The following is a 16,086-nucleotide window of genomic DNA, read 5'->3' as shown; positions in this document are numbered from 1 at the left end:
CACACGTGCTGTAGCGCATGTGTGACGGACGGAGTGGGTGTGCGAGCGAGGGGAGAGCGGTGACGCATACGCAGGCGCTGGAGGTGGCGAGCGCGGGGTTGCTGGTGACGGCCGTGCTGGTGTTGTGGCGGCGGGAGCTGCCGGTGACCATCCGGGTGTTCGCCGTGCAGGGGGTGGCGTTGGCGCTGCTGGTCGGTGTGCTGGCGGCCGGGCAGGATTCGCCGGAGCTTCTTGCCGTGGCCGTCGGGCTGCTGGTGCTGCGCGCGGGGGTGCTGCCGGCGTTGCTGCGGCGCGCGCTGGCCGGCGCGGGGCAGGAGCGCGCGGAGACCCGGCCGGTGGTGGCGGGGGCGGAGGCGGAGAAAACAGTCGCTGTAGGGACGTCGCTGCTGGTCGCGGCGGCGTTGACGCTGCTGGCGTACGCGATCTCGCAGCCGCTGGTGGCGCTGAACCCGTCGCCGGCGACCAGGGCCATCCCGGTCGGCGTGGCCGTGCTGTTGATCGGGTTCTTCGTGCTGGTGACCCGGCGGCGGGCGGTGTCGCAGCTGGTCGGCTTCCTGCTGATGGACAACGGGATCACCGCCGTCGGTTTCCTGACCATGTCCGGGCTGAGCCTGATCGTCGAGCTGGGGGTGTCGCTGGACGTGCTGCTGGCGGTGCTGGTGCTGCGCATCCTCACCGCCCGGATGCACGAGACGTTCGGCGACACCGACCTCGGCGAGCTACGGGAGCTGCACGACTGATGACAGTGATGTTGACGGTGCTGGCGCCGGTGCTGGGTGCCGCCGCGTACGCCGCGCTCGGCTGGCGCCGGGCCACCGCCTGGATCGGCGCGCTCACCGCCGCGACAGTGCTGGCCGCCGCGATCCACACCGCCGTGGCGGTGACCGGGGACGGCCCGTACCCGGTCCTGGGCGGGATGGTGCGGGTGGACGCGCTGTCCGCGTTCATGCTGGTCGTGATCGGCGCCGTGGCGCTGCTGGCCGCCGTGGCCACCCCCGCCCACTTCGCCACCGAGATCGCCGCCGCCCGCGCCACCCCCCGCACCGCCCGCCGGCACTGCCTGCTGGTCCAGCTGTTCCTGGCCGCGATGGCGTGCGCGGTGCTGGCCTCGAGCCTGGGCGTGCTGTGGGTGGCGGTGGAGGCGACCACCATCTGCACGGCGTTCCTGGTCGGGCAGCGGCGGGTCCGTTCGGCGGTGGAGGCGGCCTGGAAGTACGTGGTGATCTGCTCGGCGGGCATCGCGCTGGCGCTGCTGGGCACGCTGCTGCTGAACTACGCCGCCTCCTACGCGCCGGGCACCGACGGGCTGGACCTGACGGCGCTGGCCGCCGCCGCGCCGGGCCTGGACCCGGGAGTGACCCGGATCGCGGTGTTGCTGCTGCTGGTCGGGTTCGGGACCAAGGCGGGGCTGGCGCCGCTGCACGCCTGGCTGCCGGACGCGCACTCCCAGGCGCCGGCCCCGGTGTCCGCGCTGATGTCCGGGGTGCTGCTCTCGGTGGCGTTCTACGCGATGCTGCGGGTCAAGATGATCGCCGACGGGGCGCTGGGCGTCGGGTTCGCCCGCACCCTGCTGCTGGTGATGGCGCTGGCCTCGCTGCTGGTCGCGGCGTCGCTGATGCTGGCCCAGCGCGACCTCGAGCGGCTGCTGGCCTACTCCAGCATCGAGCACCTCGGCCTGGTCGCGCTCGGTGCCGCGATCGGCGGGCCGGCGGCGCTGGCGGCGGTGCTGCTGCACATCGTGGGCCATGGGATGACCAAGGCCTCGTTGTTCCTCGGCGCCGGGCGGATCCTGCAGCTCACCGGCACCGCGCGGATCGACGGACGTCGCGCATTGGCCGCGCGGGCGCCAGGGCTGGCCGGGTGCGTCGGGCTCGGGGCACTGGCGCTGGTCGGGCTGCCGCCGTTCAGCCTGTTCGCCAGCGAGCTGGGCATCGCCCGCGCCGGGTTCGCCGCCGGGCTGGGCTGGGTGACGGCGGCCGCTCTGCTGTTGATGCTGGTCATCGCCGCCGCGGTGGTCGGCCACCTGAGCCGGGTGCTGCTCGGTGCGCCGGCGCCCGACGGACCCGGTGCGGCCGCCGCCCCGGCGAGGTTGCCGGTGGCGGTCGCGCTCGCGGTGGGCGGCGGCCTGGCGGCCTGCGCGGTGCTCGGCGTGACGGCGGGCCCGCTGGACGTCCTGCTCCGAACCGCCGCCGAGGTCCTGGGAGGAACACCGTGACAACGATCGCGTCCGCGCCACCGACCGCCGCCCGCGTCCTCGGTCCGGACGAGCTGCCCGTACACGCGGCGGAGCTGTTGGCTGACGGTTTCCGGGTGGCGTTGGTGGCCGGGCACGACGACGGCGATGCCGGGTTGCGCGCGGTGTACGTGTTCACCGGCGGCGGGCGGCGGGTGGAGCTGCACGTGCCGCTGCGCCGCGAGGCGCCGGAGGTGCCGAGCCTGGCGGGGGCGTCGTTCGCGGCCGGCCGGTTCGAGCGGGAGATGCGGGACCTGTTCGGGATCGTGCCGGTGGATCATCCGTTGCCGCGTCGGCTGGTGCGGCATTTCCACTGGCCGAGGGGCTGGTATCCGATGTTGGCCGATGCCGGTGCGCCGCCGGAGTTCGGTGATGTGGACGGGCCGTATCCGTTCCGGACGGTGGAGGGGCCGGGGGTGTACGAGATACCGGTCGGCCCCGTGCACGCCGGGATGATCGGGCCGGGACATTTCCGGTTCTCGGTGGTCGGCGAGACGATCCTGAACCTCAAGGCGCGGCTGTGGTTCACCCACCGGGGGGTGGAGAAGCTGTTCGCCGGCCGCCGCCCGGATCAAGGGGTGGAGCTGGCCGAGCGGGTCAGCGGCGACACCTCGGTGGGGCACACGGTGGCGTTCTGCCAGGCGGTGGAGGACGCGCTCGGGATGGCGGTGCCCCCCAACGCGGCCCGGCTGCGCGGGGTGCTGCTGGAGCTGGAGCGGCTGTACAACCACGTCGCCGACATCGGCGCGCTGTGCAACGACGTCGGCCACGGGGTGCTGAACGCCCACGCCCAACGGATCCGCGAGCGACTGCTGCGGGTCAACGACGCGGTGACCGGGCACCGGCTGCTGCGCTGCGCCGTCCACCCCGGCGGCGCCACCCTCACCGCGCTGCCCAACCTGACCTGGCTGACCTCCATCGGCGCCGACATCGCCGAGATCGTCGCGCTCGCCCTGGACAACAGCGTGGTCACCGACCGCTTCACCGGCACCGCCGTACTCACCACCGCCCAGGCCGCCGACCTGGGCACCCTCGGCTACGTCGCGCGCGCCAGCGGCCTGGCCGTCGACGCCCGCCACGACCATCCCACGCTGCCCGACCCGGTGCCGCGCACCCACCACACCCGCACCGACGGCGACGTGCTGTCCCGGTTCCTGGCCCGCGCCGAGGAGATCACCGCCTCCATCACCCTCATCACCACGCTCGTCGCGGCGCTCAACGGCCAGACCAGCGCGACCACCCCGCCACCGGACCGCCCGCCCGGCGGCGAGGCCGGATCCGGCGTGGGAATCGTGGAGGGCTGGCGGGGCACCATCACCCATCGCGTCGAACTGGCCGCCGACGGCACCCTGACCCGGGTCAAGATCGTCGACCCCAGCTTCTTCAACTGGCCGGCCCTGCCCGTCGCGCTGGCCGACACCATCGTCCCGGACTTCCCGCTGACCAACAAAAGCTTCAACCTGTCCTACCCCGGCAACGACCTCTAGAGCCCCGCCGACGGAGGCCGGCACCCCAGACCAACAGCCCGAGCAGCGAGAACGCACCGCCGAGGATGCACACCCCCTCCCAACCGAAGCGCGGATGCACGAGCACCGCGGACAGGCCGCTGCCGACCGCGCCGGCGACGAAGTAGCTGGTGATGTAGGCGGTGTTGACCCTGCTGTGCGCGTCCGGCCGGAGCCGGTAGATCACGCTCTGGTTGCTGAGGTGCGCGCCCTGGCAGCCGAGGTCCATGACCGCGACGCCGATCGCGAGGGCGACGACGTCGTGCCCGCCCGCCCACAGCGCGAGGTACGACACCACGATCACGAACAGGCACCCGCCGGTGGTTGCCCTGGCGTGGCCCCGGTCGGCGAGTCGCCCGGCCACCATGGCCATCCCCGCGCCGGCCACGCCGAGCAGCGCGAACGCCCCGATCGCGGCGTTGTTCCACGAGTAGGGCGGCCTGGCCAGCAGGAACCCGAGGTTGGTCCACAACACACTGAACGAGGCGGAGACCGTCGCGCCGTAGAACATCCGGATGCGCAGCCCGGGTTCCTCACGGACCAGGGTGAGCACCGATGCGAGCAGCTTCGGGTAGGGCAGCGTCGTGGTGGGCGTGACCCTGGGCAACGCGCGGTAGAGCAGCACCCCGACCAGCGCGGTCGCCGCGCCACCGAGGGCGAACACCGCGCGCCAGCCGGCGACCTCGGCCAGCAGCCCGCCGACCGTGCGGGACACCAGGATGCCGATCAGCAGGCCGCTCATCACGGTGCCGACGACCCTGCCGCGCTCCGGCGGTGCGGCCAGGTGGGCGGCGAACGGCACGATGATCTGGACGACGACCGTCGTGACGCCGACGACCAGCGCGGCGGCCTGGAGCACGGCGGGCCCCGGCGCGGTGGCCAGCCCGATCATGCCCGCCGCACAGATGGTGATCAGGACCGCGAGCAGCCGCCGTCGCTCGACGAGGTCGCCGAGCGGTACCAGGGTGGCCAGGCCGAGTGCGTAGCCCACCTGGAAGAGGGTGAGCACGACCCCCATCGCGCCGGTGGAGAGCCGCAGCTCCCGAGCCATCGTCTCTTCCAGCGGCTGGGCGAAGTACAGGTTGGCGATCACGGTGCCGGTCGCCACCGACATCAGCGCGAGCTCGCCGCGCCGGATGCCTGGTGCTCCCTGCACTGACCTTCCACGGCCTCTCGGGCGGGCGGTGACGGCACGTCGTGGCAGAGCCTAGGTGCCCCGGCGGCGACCCGGTTCAGCGACGGATCAGCGTGCGGGTGTTCTCGGCGAGCAGCGGCACGCCCAGCTCGCGTTCGACGTCACCCTTGACCGCCGCGCAGCACGCCTGCGCCCGCTCGGCATCGGCGGCCACGGTCCGGATCACCCCGAAGGTGTCGAAGTTGCCCCGCATCACGTCGACCCGGTCGCCACCGGCCACCCGCACCCACCCCGAGTGCACGCGCGCTAGGTACGCGTCGAACCAGTGCGGCGGCAGGTCGGGGCGGATGGTCCTCGCCGAGGCGGCGGCGAGCAGCGAGTGGGAGGCAGCGGCGTCGAGCGTGAGCGGACCCGCCGGCGCCGGATGGCCGAGGAACAGGTCGACCAGCAGGCCGAAGATGTCCCGCCGGCTCACCGCGTTGATCGTTTCGGGCAGGCTGCCGCCGGCCATGCGCGGGTTGGCCTCGATCAGCCGAAACCCGTTTTCGGTGTGCATGACCTCGACATGGAACACCCCCAGGCTCAGGCCGAGCACCCGGCACACCCGCGCCGCATACGCCCCGAGCTCGTCCTCCTCGGCCGGCCCCAGCCCGGAGGGCACCGAGCACCCGAGCTCCAGGACCGGGTTGTCCACGCCGGTCTTGCGCGCCGCCGACACCAGCGGCACGAACGAGCGCCCGTCCGACGCGACCTCCACGGAGTACAGGTCGCCCACCGCGAGCTCCTCGACCAGGTAGCGGCCGTCGAAGTGGCCGGACATCCCCACCGGCATGGTCCGCAGCTCCTCGGCCGCCCCGGCGAAGTGCCCTCGGACCGCCGCCGGGCCGTCGGCGATGGACGTGGCCGCCTTCCCGACCCCCAACGCAGGTTTGATGATGACCGGATAGCCGATGTCGGTCGCCGCGTCGAGCGCCTCCCGCTCGGAGCGGACCACCGAGAACGCGAGGCTGGGGATGCCCGCCTCGCGCAGCATGGCCCGGCAGCGGCCCTTGTCCCGGGCGGCCGCAACCCCGTCCACCGGCGTGCCCCGGGTTCCGAGGGCATCGGCCAGCGCCGAGGCCAACGGGGCGCCGAACGCCAGCGTCGAGAGCACGGCGTCGACGTCGCCGGGCCGCGCGCCGGCCGCCCGCACGGCCGTCACCAGGTCCTCGGCCCGACGCTCGCCGTGGATTTCGCCCGTGTGGTCGGCCAGCCGCCGGGCCAGCGCCCGCCGGCCGGGCGGCGCGGTGAAGTCGTAGCGCGGCGAGTAGAGGTAGGTCACCGTGTGGCCGGCACGCTTGGCGCAGGCCAGCGCGTGGACGCCCGAACCCGAGGTCTCCGTGAACACCAGATGGCTCACGACCGGCCTACCGCCCCGCCGGCGAGCGCCCGCTCCCACCGCGCCGCACGGGCGAGGTGAAAGTCCTCCTCGTGGTAGAAGTCGTACTCCGCCGGGTGGACCTCGGGAGACCTCGCCACCCACACCACGAACTCGGCGGCCAGCTCCGGCGAGATGGTGCGCATGTGGTCCTTCGGTGACCGGCCGCTCCACTCGCCTTCCCGGTAGGGCGGCAGACCGGCCGACTTCGCGGCGAACGCCGGATCCAACTCGGGGTTGCGACGCAGCTCCCGCTGCAGGTCGGTGTCGACGATGCCGGGATGCACCCGCGCGACCCCGATGTGGGGTGCCGACAGCTCGAACTCGCGGGCCTGGACGAGGGCCAACCTCCCGACGGCCGCCTTGGTCACGCTGTACAGCCCGAGCCCGGCGAACGAGAGCTCCGGCGCCGGGCGGCCCAACGAGGACGTCACGTACACGACCCGGGCCGCGCGCTCCGAGAAGCGTCCCGCCCCGAACACCGCCGCCGTCACCGCGATCGGTGCCTGCACGTTCACCCGGAAAGCATGTTCGACCCGTGCCGGGGAGAGTCCGTCGAGCCAACCGAGGCACGGAACCGCGGCGTTGTTCACCAGCGTCTCGACGGCATAGCCCGGATGCTCGTCGAACCAGCGGACCACATGCCGCTCGATGTTGTCCACGTCCCGCAGGTCCAGTGACAGGTTGTGAAGTTCGTGCACCTGGTCTCGCGTGTTTCGTGGGGCGCCATGAGCCGGTTCTCTCGAGATGTTCAGCACGTCCGTGTCCGCCAGGAACGACCGCACCAGAAACCGGCCGATCCCTCGGCTGCCGCCCGTGACGAGAGTCAGCCGGCTCATGCCCCCACCATGTGCCGTGCTCATCCGACCGCCACTGGTGCGTCGTTCTCGGTTTCGAGAACCGACGGGATGTCGACGCACGTGGGGTGCAGCTCGATCGAGCGCTGGCTCCACCACGGGTTCTTCGCGGCGATCGAGATCAGGTCGCGGCCTTCCACGTCGGCGAGCTTTCCGAGGTAGTAGGCGACGTACACGGCGAAGAAGTGGGCAAAGAAGAAGTTCCTGAAGAAGCTCCCGTGGTCGAGGTCAATCTTCACGAACTCGATGCGGCGGTTCTGCGCCACCGTCGCGTCGCCGAACAGGCCCTCCAGCGTGCGGATCTTCTCACGCGTGTAGTCGTCGGCCTCGGAGTCGGCGAAGACGACGATGGCCTGCTTCTCCGACGGGTTCGAGTAGGCCGCCACCTCGGTGTGGCTGAACTCGTGCAGGAGGTTTCGGTGGGTGGGGACCATGGCGATCTCGTTGAAGAACATGGTCGTCTGCTTGAGCAGGGTCACGTACCAGTCCGCCGTGCCGAGCAGGACGACCCGGCTGCCCCGCAGGCGCTCGGCGACCGCCCCCGCCCGCGCGCGGGTGCCCTCGTGGAACTCGTCCTTCAGGAACCGGACGGCGTCTTCGAGCTCCGTCCGGTACGTCGACCTGGTGATCTTCAACCTGTGGAAGAGGTCGAGGAAGATCGAGAAGAACTGCTGGACGTGGTACAGCGGGTACTCCCGGTCGGCGTGCCGCAGCTTGTACTGGATCAGCGACGTACCGTCCCGCGCGCAGAGCCCAGCGATCTTGCCGCCCCCGGACAGGACGATCAGGTTGCGGTTCCCGGTCATCTCGCGCATGCGCTCGTAGAACAGGCACGGCTCAACCGACCAACCGCTGTAGCACACGATGATCGTCAGGGTGGCCTCGTCCGCCATGGTCGCCGGGTCCACGAACCACTCCAGGTCGTAGTCGTTCACGACCTCCACCTGGACGGGTATGTTCTCCCTCAGGAAGAAGCCCTTCACGATGTCGGAGACGACCGACGAGCAGCCCATTCCATAGAAGACTATCTTCTTGAACTGTCCCGACTCGATTCTGGTCCGAAGATCCTTGTCCAGCCCGTCGAGGTCGTACTCGTGCCCCCACAGGATGCTCTCGAAAAGAGGGGCGCCCAACATTTTGTCGAGACGTCGAAGTCGCGGTTGCATAGAGTATCTCCTGTCCGGCGAGGGATCGGCCCCGTCGTGATACGAAAGATGTTATCCTTGTGTGATTATTCTTTTTGGTCCGCCATTCGCCGGGTGAGGCACTCGTGGGCGGACGCGGTTCAGGCCCGTGCTCGATGAGTCGGCCGCGGGTCCGAACACCCCAGGTGGTGAGATCGCAATACGGTGGACGCATCGCGCCTACACCTACGACCAGCGATCTCTGGCCCGAGCCTAGGCGCGCACACAACGGTTGTGCTCCGCCAACAGTGTGAACGAGCACATGCGGGATTCAAATGGTGTCCTCATGCCCGAAGTCGGCGCGGATGGACGGCGCGGCAATCTCGCTATATATCTCGAGATCGACCCGAGGCGGACGGTTGGGGGGTGCTGTTATAAGAAAGAAATTGGCACTCTGTTCGGCCTCCCCGGCCAAGTATCCCCGCTTCTCTCACTCGAATGGGTGGGAGCGAGGCCCGGGCTCAGAGCGCCTGAAGGTCCGCGCCGACGACGATCGGCCCGTCGTACTCCGTGGCGGCCTCGCCGGCCCACGCCTCGTCCGGGATGGGCGCGTCACCGGGCACGAGGTGGGACAGGACCAGCATCTTCGCGCCGGCCTCGGCGGCGACGCGGCCGGCGTCGGCGGCGCTGGTGTGGGAGCCGAGCAGGTGCTCGCGCAGCCTGGAGCCGTTGGTCCGCGACAGCGGCAGGTCCAGGCTGGGCAGGTGCATCGCCTCGTGGACCAGGACGTCGACGCCCCTGGCCAGGTCGATGAGCGACCGGCACGGCCGGGTGTCGCCGGAGATGACGATCGAGCGGTCCTCGCTGTCGATCCGGTAGGCGTAGGCGTGCATCGGCGGGTGGTCCACGCGCGCGGCGGTGATCCGCACCCGGTCGTCGGTGTGGACCACGCCGTCCGCCGCGACCTCGCGCGGGCGCATGAGGGGCCGCAGCGGCGGCCGGCCCTCGTCGGCGATCCTGGTGTCGATGTCCGTGCCGGCGAAGGCGAGGAACGCGTCCATCATCGCGGCCAGCGGCGGCGGCCCGTAGATGTCGACGGGCGTGGCGAGGTCGGCGCCCCAGGCGAGCTGCAGCACGGTGCCCAGGTCGGCGTTGTGGTCGGAGTGGTGGTGGGTGATCGCGATCGCGCGCAGGCTGGTGAACGCGATCCCGGCCAGGGCCAGCTGCCTGCCCACGCCGTTGCCGCAGTCGATCAGGTAGGTGGCGTCGCCGACGAGGACGGCCTGGGCGGGCGCGCTCCGGCTGCGTTTGGGGGTGGGGCCGCCTCCGGTGCCGAGCAGGACCAGTCGGGTCGACACGGGTGTCCCTCGATTCCTACAGAGTTCCTACAGGGCGCGCTGGAAGTAGGCGCGGGCGCGTTCGCTGCTCGGCCGGTCGAACACGTCCGAGGGGTGCCCGGACTCCACGATCAGGCCGGCGTCGAGGAAGACCACCCGGTCGGCGACCTCGCGCGCGAAGCGGTGCTCGTGGGTGACCACGATCATGGTCATGCCGTCGGCGGCGAGATCGCGCATCACGGCGAGCACCTCGCCGACCAGCTCCGGGTCCAGCGCGGACGTGGGCTCGTCGAACAGCATGAGCTTCGGCCGCATGGCCAGCGCGCGGGCGATCGCCACCCGCTGTTGTTGCCCGCCGGAGAGCATCGCGGGGTACGCGGCCAGCTTGTCGGCCAGCCCGACACGCTCGAGCAGCACCGTGGCGCGCTCGCGGGCGGCCTCGACGCTCTCGTTGTCCACCAGGCAGGGCGCCATCGTGACGTTGTCCAGCACCGTGCGGTGGGGGAACAGGTTGAACTGCTGGAACACCATGCCGATGGCCCGGCGCTGCCGGTCGATCGTGCGCGGCGGCAGCCGGTGCAGCTTCCCGCGCCGGGGCCGGTAGCCCATCAGCTCGCCGCCGACCCAGATCCGGCCGGCGTCGACCGACTCCAGCTGGTTGACGCAGCGCAGCAGGGTGCTCTTGCCCGAGCCGGAGGGGCCGAGCAGGCACACCACCTCGCTGGGCGCCACCTCGAGGTCGATCCCGCGCAGCACCTCGTGCGACCCGAAGCTCTTGCGCACCCCCTCGATGCGCACCATGTCGGCCGTCACCGGCGCTGCCCCCTGGCCAACCGGCGCTCCAGCAGCGCCTGCCCCGCGCTGGACACCGAGGTGATCAGCAGGTACCAGGCGGAGGCCACCACTAGCAGCTCGATGGTGCGCAGGTTCGACGCGGAGATGTTCTGCGCCTGGGTGAGCAGGTCGCCGCCCGCGATGACGGAGACCAGCGAGGTCATCTTGAGCATGTTGACGAACTGCGTGCCCGACGGCGGGACGATCATGCGCAGCGCCTGCGGCAGGACGACCTTGCGGAAGGCCTGCGCGCGGGACATGCCCAGCGCGCGGGCCGCCTCGGTCTGCCCGTGCGGGACGGACAGTACGCCGGCCCGGACGATCTCGGCCATGTAGCCCGCCTCGTTGAGCGCCAGCGCGAGCAGGGACGCCACGAACCCGGTGATCACCGAGTTGGTCTCCCAGGACACCAGCACGTCGCCGGTGACCGGGTTGCCCAGCCCGATCCTCGGGATGAACAGCGCCAGGTTGCCCCAGATCAGGATCTGCACGAGCAGCGGCACGCCCCGGAACACCCACACGTAGGCCCAGCCGATGGCCCGCGACACGGGGTTGTCCGAGAGCCTGCACAGCGCGACGACCACCGACAGCGCGGACCCGATGACCATCGCGGTCACCGCGAGCACCAGGGTGTTCCCGAGCCCTTCGAGGATGGCGTCGGCGGTGAGGTAGCGGCCGATGGTGGCCCTGTCCAGCGCCGGGCTGTGCCACAGCGAGACGGCGGTCCAGGCGGTGGCCCCGAGCACGGCGGCGCCGAACAGCCACCGGCCGACGTGCGGCTCCGGTGCGATCTCGCTGGGCAGCTCCGCCGGCGGGGCACCGGTCGCCGTGGACGCCGGCATCCGCCTCAGCCCGCCGCCCCGTTGACGGTCGGCCGCTCCAGCGCGAGGTCACGCAGGCCGTACTGGTCGAGCAGCCTGGCGTAGGTCCCGTCGGCCCAGAGCTGGGCGAGCGCGCCGAGGACCGTGTCGCGCAGCTGTGCGTTGCCCTTGGCGAAGATCAGGCCCACCGGCTGCTCCAGGTAGCGCTCCGCCGTGGCGGCCTCGAAGGCGGTGCCGCCGTCGGCGTTCTTCGCCAGGTAGAGCATCACCGGGGTGTTGCCGAGGAACGCGGTGTTCTTGCCGGTCTGCACTTGCAGCCGCGCCTCGGGCGGGTTGGCGTACTGGTTGACCGTGATGGCGGGCCTGCCCTGCGCGGCGCAGGTCGCGGACGCCTTCTCCACCAGCCCGATCTGGACCGACCCCCGCACGGCCGCCACGCTGCGCCCGCACAGGTCGGTGAGCACCCGGACTCCCTCCGGGTTGCCCTTCTTCAGCAGGATGGTGGTGCCGTTGCGCAGGTAGTCGACGAAGTCGACAAGGCCCTGGCGTTCCTTGGTGTCGTTGATGATGTCCATCGCCAGGTCGACCTTGCCGGACTGGACGGCCGGGATGAGCCCGGCGAAGGCGTACTGGGCGAAGGTGACCTTGATGCCGAGCTTCGCGCCGAGCGCCTGGGCCAGCTCGTGGTTCAGGCCCTTGACGGTCTTGCCGTCCGTGTCCAGATAGGTCAGCGGCGGCGTGCTGAGCTCGCTGCCGATCACCAGCTCGCCCTTGTCCTTGACGGTTTGCGGCAGGCCGGCCCCACCCTGCCCGGCGGCCGGCGGGTTGCTCGGGGCCGTGGTGACACAGCCGCCCACCAGCCCGACGGCGACCGCGCAGGCCGCGCCGATCAGGAGCCGCCACGTCGAGTAAGGCGCCATGGCCACTCCCGCTCGCTTCGCTGTGCGAAAATCACTTCGGTCTTCGAAGAAGCAATCTGATGCATCTCCCTCGGGTTGTCAAACGCCGGCGAAGGGTGGGACGGGTATGCGGACCGAGCCCGAGCTGTTCGTCCGCTCGCTGGAACGCGGACTGCGGGTGCTGCGCTGCTTCGACGGCAACCCCGCCGACCTCGGGCTGTCCGAGGTGGCCGAGCGCTCCGGCATGCCCCCCGCGGCGGCCCGGCGCTATCTGCACACGCTCGCGGAGCTCGGCTACCTGGGCAGCCGGGACCGGCGGTACTTCCCGCTGCCCCGCCTGCTGGAGCTGGCCTACCCGTACTTCGCGGGCTCGGGGGTGACCCGGGCGGTGGAGGCCGAGCTCGGAACGCTGGCCACCGGGCTGCGGGCGTCCTGCGCACTGACCGTCCTCGACGGCCACGACGCGATGAACGTGTTCTGCGTCAACGAGCCCGAGGGCCTGTCCATCCAGCTCCGGGTCGGCCGCCGGCTGCCCACCTACTGCACGGCGATGGGCCGCGCCCTGCTCTGCGGGCACACCGACGACGAGCTGCGCGGGCATTTCGCCGACAGCGAGCTGGTCGCGCACACCGAGCACACCGTCCACGAGGTCGCCGACCTCCTCGAGGTCATGCGGGGCATCCGCGAGGACGGCTACGCCGTGGGGAACCAGGAGTACGAGATCGGCGTCCGCACCATCGCGATGCCGGTGCGCGACCACGCCGGGGCGGTCGCGTTCGCGGCCAGCGTCAGCACGCCGACAGCCGTCGTCCCCGAGCAACGGCTCCGCACCGAGATCCGGGACCGGCTCGCCACCACGGTCGCCAGGATCGAGACGCACCTTCGCCTTGTGCCGCCCCGGGCCGGTGGCCGATGATCACGGGCACCGTCGGCCCGAGGAGGACGTGTGGGTGACCTGCGCGCTCGACTGCTGCGGCGCAGGTCCGCCGCCGAGCTGGTCGCGGAGACCGGCGTGGACTCCGGGACCGGCGAGCTGAGCCGCACCATCGGCGTGTTCCAGCTGTCCATGATCGGTGTCGGCGCCACCATCGGCACCGGCATCTTCTTCGTGCTCTCCGAGGCGGTGCCGAAGGCGGGCCCGGCGGTGGTGTGGTCGTTCGTGCTCGCCGCGGTGGTCGCCGGGCTGACCGCCGTGTGCTACGCCGAGCTGGCCAGCGCCGTGCCGGTGTCCGGCTCGGCGTACACCTACGCGTACACCACGCTCGGCGAGCTGGCCGCGATGGTGGTGGCGGCGTGCCTGCTGCTGGAGTACGGGGTGTCCGCGTCGGCGGTCGTGGTGGGCTGGTCGCAGTACCTGAACCAGCTGCTGGACAACGTGTTCGGGGTGCGCATCCCGCAGGCGCTGGCCGCCGCCCCCGAGGCGGGCGGCTGGGTGAACCTGCCGGCCGTGGTGCTGGTGGCGCTGTGCGCGCTGCTGCTGGTCAGGGGCACGGCGGAGTCAGTCCGGACGAACGCGGCGATGGTGCTGGTGAAGCTGGCGGTGCTGGTGCTGTTCGTGGTCGTCGGGGTGCGCGGCTGGGACGCGGACCACCTGGTGCACTTCGCGCCGTACGGCGTTGCGGGCGTCTACGGGGCGGCCGGGGTGATCTTCTTCAGCTTCGTCGGGCTGGACAACGTGGCCACCGCCGGCGAGGAGGTCAAGAACCCGAGGCGGACCATGCCGGTGGCCATCATGATCGCGCTGGGCGTGGTCACGCTGGTCTACGTGGCCGTCGCGCTGGTCGCGGTCGCCGCGCAGGACCGGGCGAGGTTCGAGGGCCAGGAGGCGGGGCTGGCCGCGATCCTGCAGGACATCGTCGGGTCCACCTGGCCGGGCACCGTGCTGGCCGCCGGCGCGATCATCTCGATCGTCAGCGTGACGCTGACCGCGCTGTACTCGCAGACCCGGATCCTGTTCGCGATGAGCCGCGACGGGCTGCTGCCCGCCGTGTTCCACCGGGTCAACCCGCGCACCGTCACGCCGGTGCGCAACACGGTCATCGTGGCCACCGGCGTCGCCGTCCTGGCGGGGCTGCTGCCGATCGAGTTCCTCGCCGAGATGACCAGCATCGGCACCCTGGTGGCGTTCATCGTGGTCTCCGTCGGGGTGATCGTGCTGCGCCGCACCGCGCCCGACCTGCCGAGGGGATTTCGGGTGCCCGGCTATCCGGTGACGCCGGTGCTGTCCGTGGTGGGCTGCGTGGTGCTGATCACCAGCCTGCGACCGGTGACCATCCTGGCCTGTGCGCTGTGGACCGCCGCGGCGCTGGTCTGGTACCTCCTCTGGGGCATCCGGCACTCTCGGCTGGCGCGGGAGGCGCGGTGAGTTTCGAAGAGGCCGAGGCGTACGCCCTGAGCCGCCCTGGATTCGTCGGCGTCGTGGTCCGCGACCGGGAGACCGGCACGGTCTGGCGCAACCCCCACGCCGGCACGCTGATCTGGGCGTGCTCCACGCCCAAGCTGGCCATGGTGGTCGACCTGCTGCTGCGCCACGACGCCGGCGTCGTCGCGCTGACCGCCGAGGACCGGGGCCTGATCCACGCCATGCTGCACACCAGCGACGACGCGGCGGCCACCGCGCTGTGGCAACGGTACGGGGGAGAGGCGGAGTTCGGCCGGCGCTTCCCGAGCTACGGGATGACGGACATGCGGTTCACCGACGAGCACCCGCACACCTGGGGCTGGATCCTCGCCACCGCCAACGACCTGGACCGGCTGATGAACCACGTGCTCGACGAGCTGCCCGCCGCGCACCGGGACTACATCGTCGAGGAGATGCGGTCCGTGCACGCCAACCAGCGGTGGGGCGTGTGGGGCGCCGGCCCGGAGGCACGCCCCGGCACCAAGGGCGGCTGGTCCGACGACAACGACGACGGCTCCTGGCTGATGAACTCCGTCGGGTTCGCCGGGCCGGGGGAGCGCTACACAGTGGCCATCATGAACAACACCCAGGTGGTCGAGGGCGGCTACCAGACCGGCATGGAGACGATCACCCGCTACACCGAGATCCTGTTCCACGGACCCCCGATTCCGTAGAGTCGGGGACACCACGCTCCGGCCGGGACGACGGAGGACCGCGATGACCACGCCCAGCCGTCGGCGGTTCGGCTTCCTCGGCACCCGGCGCCGGCACATCGACCTGCTGCGGACCGCCGGGGCGGCCTGTCGGGGCTGACGCCCACACCCTGCCCGACCCTTCCGTGGGAGAGGTCTGCCCCGATCCTGATTCGAAAGGACGCCCAGATGACCAGCACCCGGTCCGACCGTGACACCGCTCTGTCCGCCATCGTCGACGCCACCGAGCGGGCGATCGCCGAGGACGCCGAGAACGCCAACGCCTTCTTCCGGGCCGTCGGAGCCGGCTCCGACGGGGTACGCACCCAGATCCGGGTCGGCCGCCACGACGTGGTGGTCGACGAACCGCCCGCGCTCGGCGGCGAGGACGCCGCACCCAACCCGGTCGAGGTCGCCCTGGCCAGCCTGCTGTCCTGCCAGGTCGTGACCTACCGGTTCTGGGCGGCCAAGCTCGGCATCCCGGTCGATGACGTCACGGTCGAGGTGGACGGCGATCTCGACCTGCGCGGCTTCTTCGGGATCGACGACGCCGTGCGGCCCGGGTTCACCGGGATCAGGCTCGCGGTCAACCTGAGCGGACCGGCGACCGACGCGGACTACCAGCGCCTGAAGGACGCCGTGGACGAGCACTGCCCGGTGCTCGACCTGCTCCGCAACCCCACCCCGGTCACCACCCGGCTCGCCACGGGGTGAGATCACTGTTGACAATTCTCGACTCGTTTGGTGGATTTTAAGCATGCCTCGGCGCGAGCTCACCCGGCGACGTCATGTCGACTTCGCGCTGGTCAGCTCGCAGGCCTGTCGTCTCTG

The 16,086-nt window shown here is 71.4% G+C and carries 16 protein-coding genes; 8 read left to right on the top strand and 8 right to left on the bottom strand.

Features of this window, described 5'->3' with window-relative positions:
• Positions 1–59 precede the first annotated feature (59 nt).
• From N912_RS0145090 to N912_RS0145080, 3 genes are read left to right on the top strand one after another with little or no spacing between them, the layout of a single operon-like run.
• Positions 60–740 (top strand): hypothetical protein, encoded by a 681-nt coding sequence (locus N912_RS0145090; RefSeq protein WP_028926858.1) that lies wholly within the window; start codon positions 60–62, stop codon positions 738–740.
• Complete coding sequence (locus N912_RS0145085; RefSeq protein ID WP_028926857.1) at positions 740–2,215, top strand: proton-conducting transporter transmembrane domain-containing protein; 1,476 nt, start codon at positions 740–742, stop codon at positions 2,213–2,215. Before N912_RS0145090 ends, N912_RS0145085 begins: the two co-directional genes overlap by 1 nt.
• Positions 2,212–3,720, top strand: coding sequence for a hydrogenase large subunit (locus N912_RS0145080; protein WP_211261622.1), 1,509 nt, complete (start codon positions 2,212–2,214; stop codon positions 3,718–3,720). Before N912_RS0145085 ends, N912_RS0145080 begins: the two co-directional genes overlap by 4 nt.
• Here the strand turns inward: N912_RS0145080 and N912_RS58735 are convergent.
• The 8 genes from N912_RS58735 to N912_RS58720 form a co-directional block, all read right to left on the bottom strand.
• Positions 3,689–4,894, bottom strand: coding sequence for an MFS transporter (locus N912_RS58735; RefSeq protein WP_211261621.1), 1,206 nt, complete (start codon positions 4,892–4,894; stop codon positions 3,689–3,691). The genes N912_RS0145080 and N912_RS58735 overlap by 32 nt on opposite strands.
• A gap of 76 nt (positions 4,895–4,970) precedes the next feature.
• Positions 4,971–6,272, bottom strand: coding sequence for an ATP-grasp domain-containing protein (locus tag N912_RS0145070; RefSeq protein WP_028927618.1), 1,302 nt, complete (start codon positions 6,270–6,272; stop codon positions 4,971–4,973).
• Complete coding sequence (locus N912_RS0145065; RefSeq protein ID WP_028927617.1) at positions 6,269–7,129, bottom strand: SDR family NAD(P)-dependent oxidoreductase; 861 nt, start codon at positions 7,127–7,129, stop codon at positions 6,269–6,271. Before N912_RS0145065 ends, N912_RS0145070 begins: the two co-directional genes overlap by 4 nt.
• 20 nt (positions 7,130–7,149) lie before the next feature.
• Positions 7,150–8,283, bottom strand: a complete 1,134-nt coding sequence (locus N912_RS0145060) for an SIS domain-containing protein (protein ID WP_169748067.1) — start codon at positions 8,281–8,283, stop codon at positions 7,150–7,152.
• 509 nt (positions 8,284–8,792) lie between these two features.
• Positions 8,793–9,629, bottom strand: coding sequence for an MBL fold metallo-hydrolase (locus N912_RS58730; RefSeq protein ID WP_037070033.1), 837 nt, complete (start codon positions 9,627–9,629; stop codon positions 8,793–8,795).
• Positions 9,630–9,656: 27 nt separating this feature from the next.
• Positions 9,657–10,409, bottom strand: coding sequence for an amino acid ABC transporter ATP-binding protein (locus tag N912_RS0145050; protein WP_037070054.1), 753 nt, complete (start codon positions 10,407–10,409; stop codon positions 9,657–9,659).
• 8 nt (positions 10,410–10,417) lie between these two features.
• Positions 10,418–11,284, bottom strand: coding sequence for an amino acid ABC transporter permease (locus tag N912_RS58725; RefSeq protein ID WP_051581689.1), 867 nt, complete (start codon positions 11,282–11,284; stop codon positions 10,418–10,420).
• A 5-nt stretch (positions 11,285–11,289) separates the two neighbouring features.
• Positions 11,290–12,183, bottom strand: a complete 894-nt coding sequence (locus N912_RS58720) for an ABC transporter substrate-binding protein (protein ID WP_084211943.1) — start codon at positions 12,181–12,183, stop codon at positions 11,290–11,292.
• Between the two features lie 106 nt (positions 12,184–12,289).
• Here N912_RS58720 and N912_RS58715 point away from each other — a divergent pair, with 106 nt between their 5' ends.
• The 5 genes from N912_RS58715 (at position 12,290) to N912_RS0145015 (ending at position 15,969) form a co-directional block, all read left to right on the top strand.
• On the top strand, positions 12,290–13,078 hold the full coding sequence (locus N912_RS58715) for an IclR family transcriptional regulator domain-containing protein (protein ID WP_051581687.1): 789 nt from the start codon (positions 12,290–12,292) through the stop codon (positions 13,076–13,078).
• A 30-nt stretch (positions 13,079–13,108) separates the two neighbouring features.
• Positions 13,109–14,527 carry an amino acid permease gene (locus N912_RS0145030; RefSeq protein ID WP_028927614.1) on the top strand — a complete coding sequence of 473 codons (1,419 nt, stop codon included), beginning with the start codon at positions 13,109–13,111 and terminating at the stop codon, positions 14,525–14,527.
• A complete protein-coding gene (locus N912_RS58710; protein ID WP_037070031.1) occupies positions 14,524–15,237 on the top strand; it encodes a serine hydrolase in 714 nt (237 codons plus the stop codon). Before N912_RS0145030 ends, N912_RS58710 begins: the two co-directional genes overlap by 4 nt.
• 43 nt (positions 15,238–15,280) lie before the next feature.
• The gene (locus N912_RS66865; protein WP_342670906.1) at positions 15,281–15,376 is read left to right on the top strand and encodes a putative leader peptide; all 96 of its coding nucleotides are present in this window, start codon (positions 15,281–15,283) and stop codon (positions 15,374–15,376) included.
• Positions 15,377–15,444: 68 nt separating this feature from the next.
• Positions 15,445–15,969, top strand: a complete 525-nt coding sequence (locus N912_RS0145015; protein WP_028927613.1) for an OsmC family protein — start codon at positions 15,445–15,447, stop codon at positions 15,967–15,969.
• Positions 15,970–16,086: the final 117 nt, after the last annotated feature.

It is taken from the genome of Actinospineispora acaciae DSM 45401 (assembly GCF_000620785.1).
GTDB classification, from domain to species: Bacteria; Actinomycetota; Actinomycetes; order Mycobacteriales; family Pseudonocardiaceae; genus Pseudonocardia; species Pseudonocardia acaciae.
Note: the sequence above shows the minus strand (reverse complement) of the source record. Positions and strands in the feature narration are given on the sequence as shown.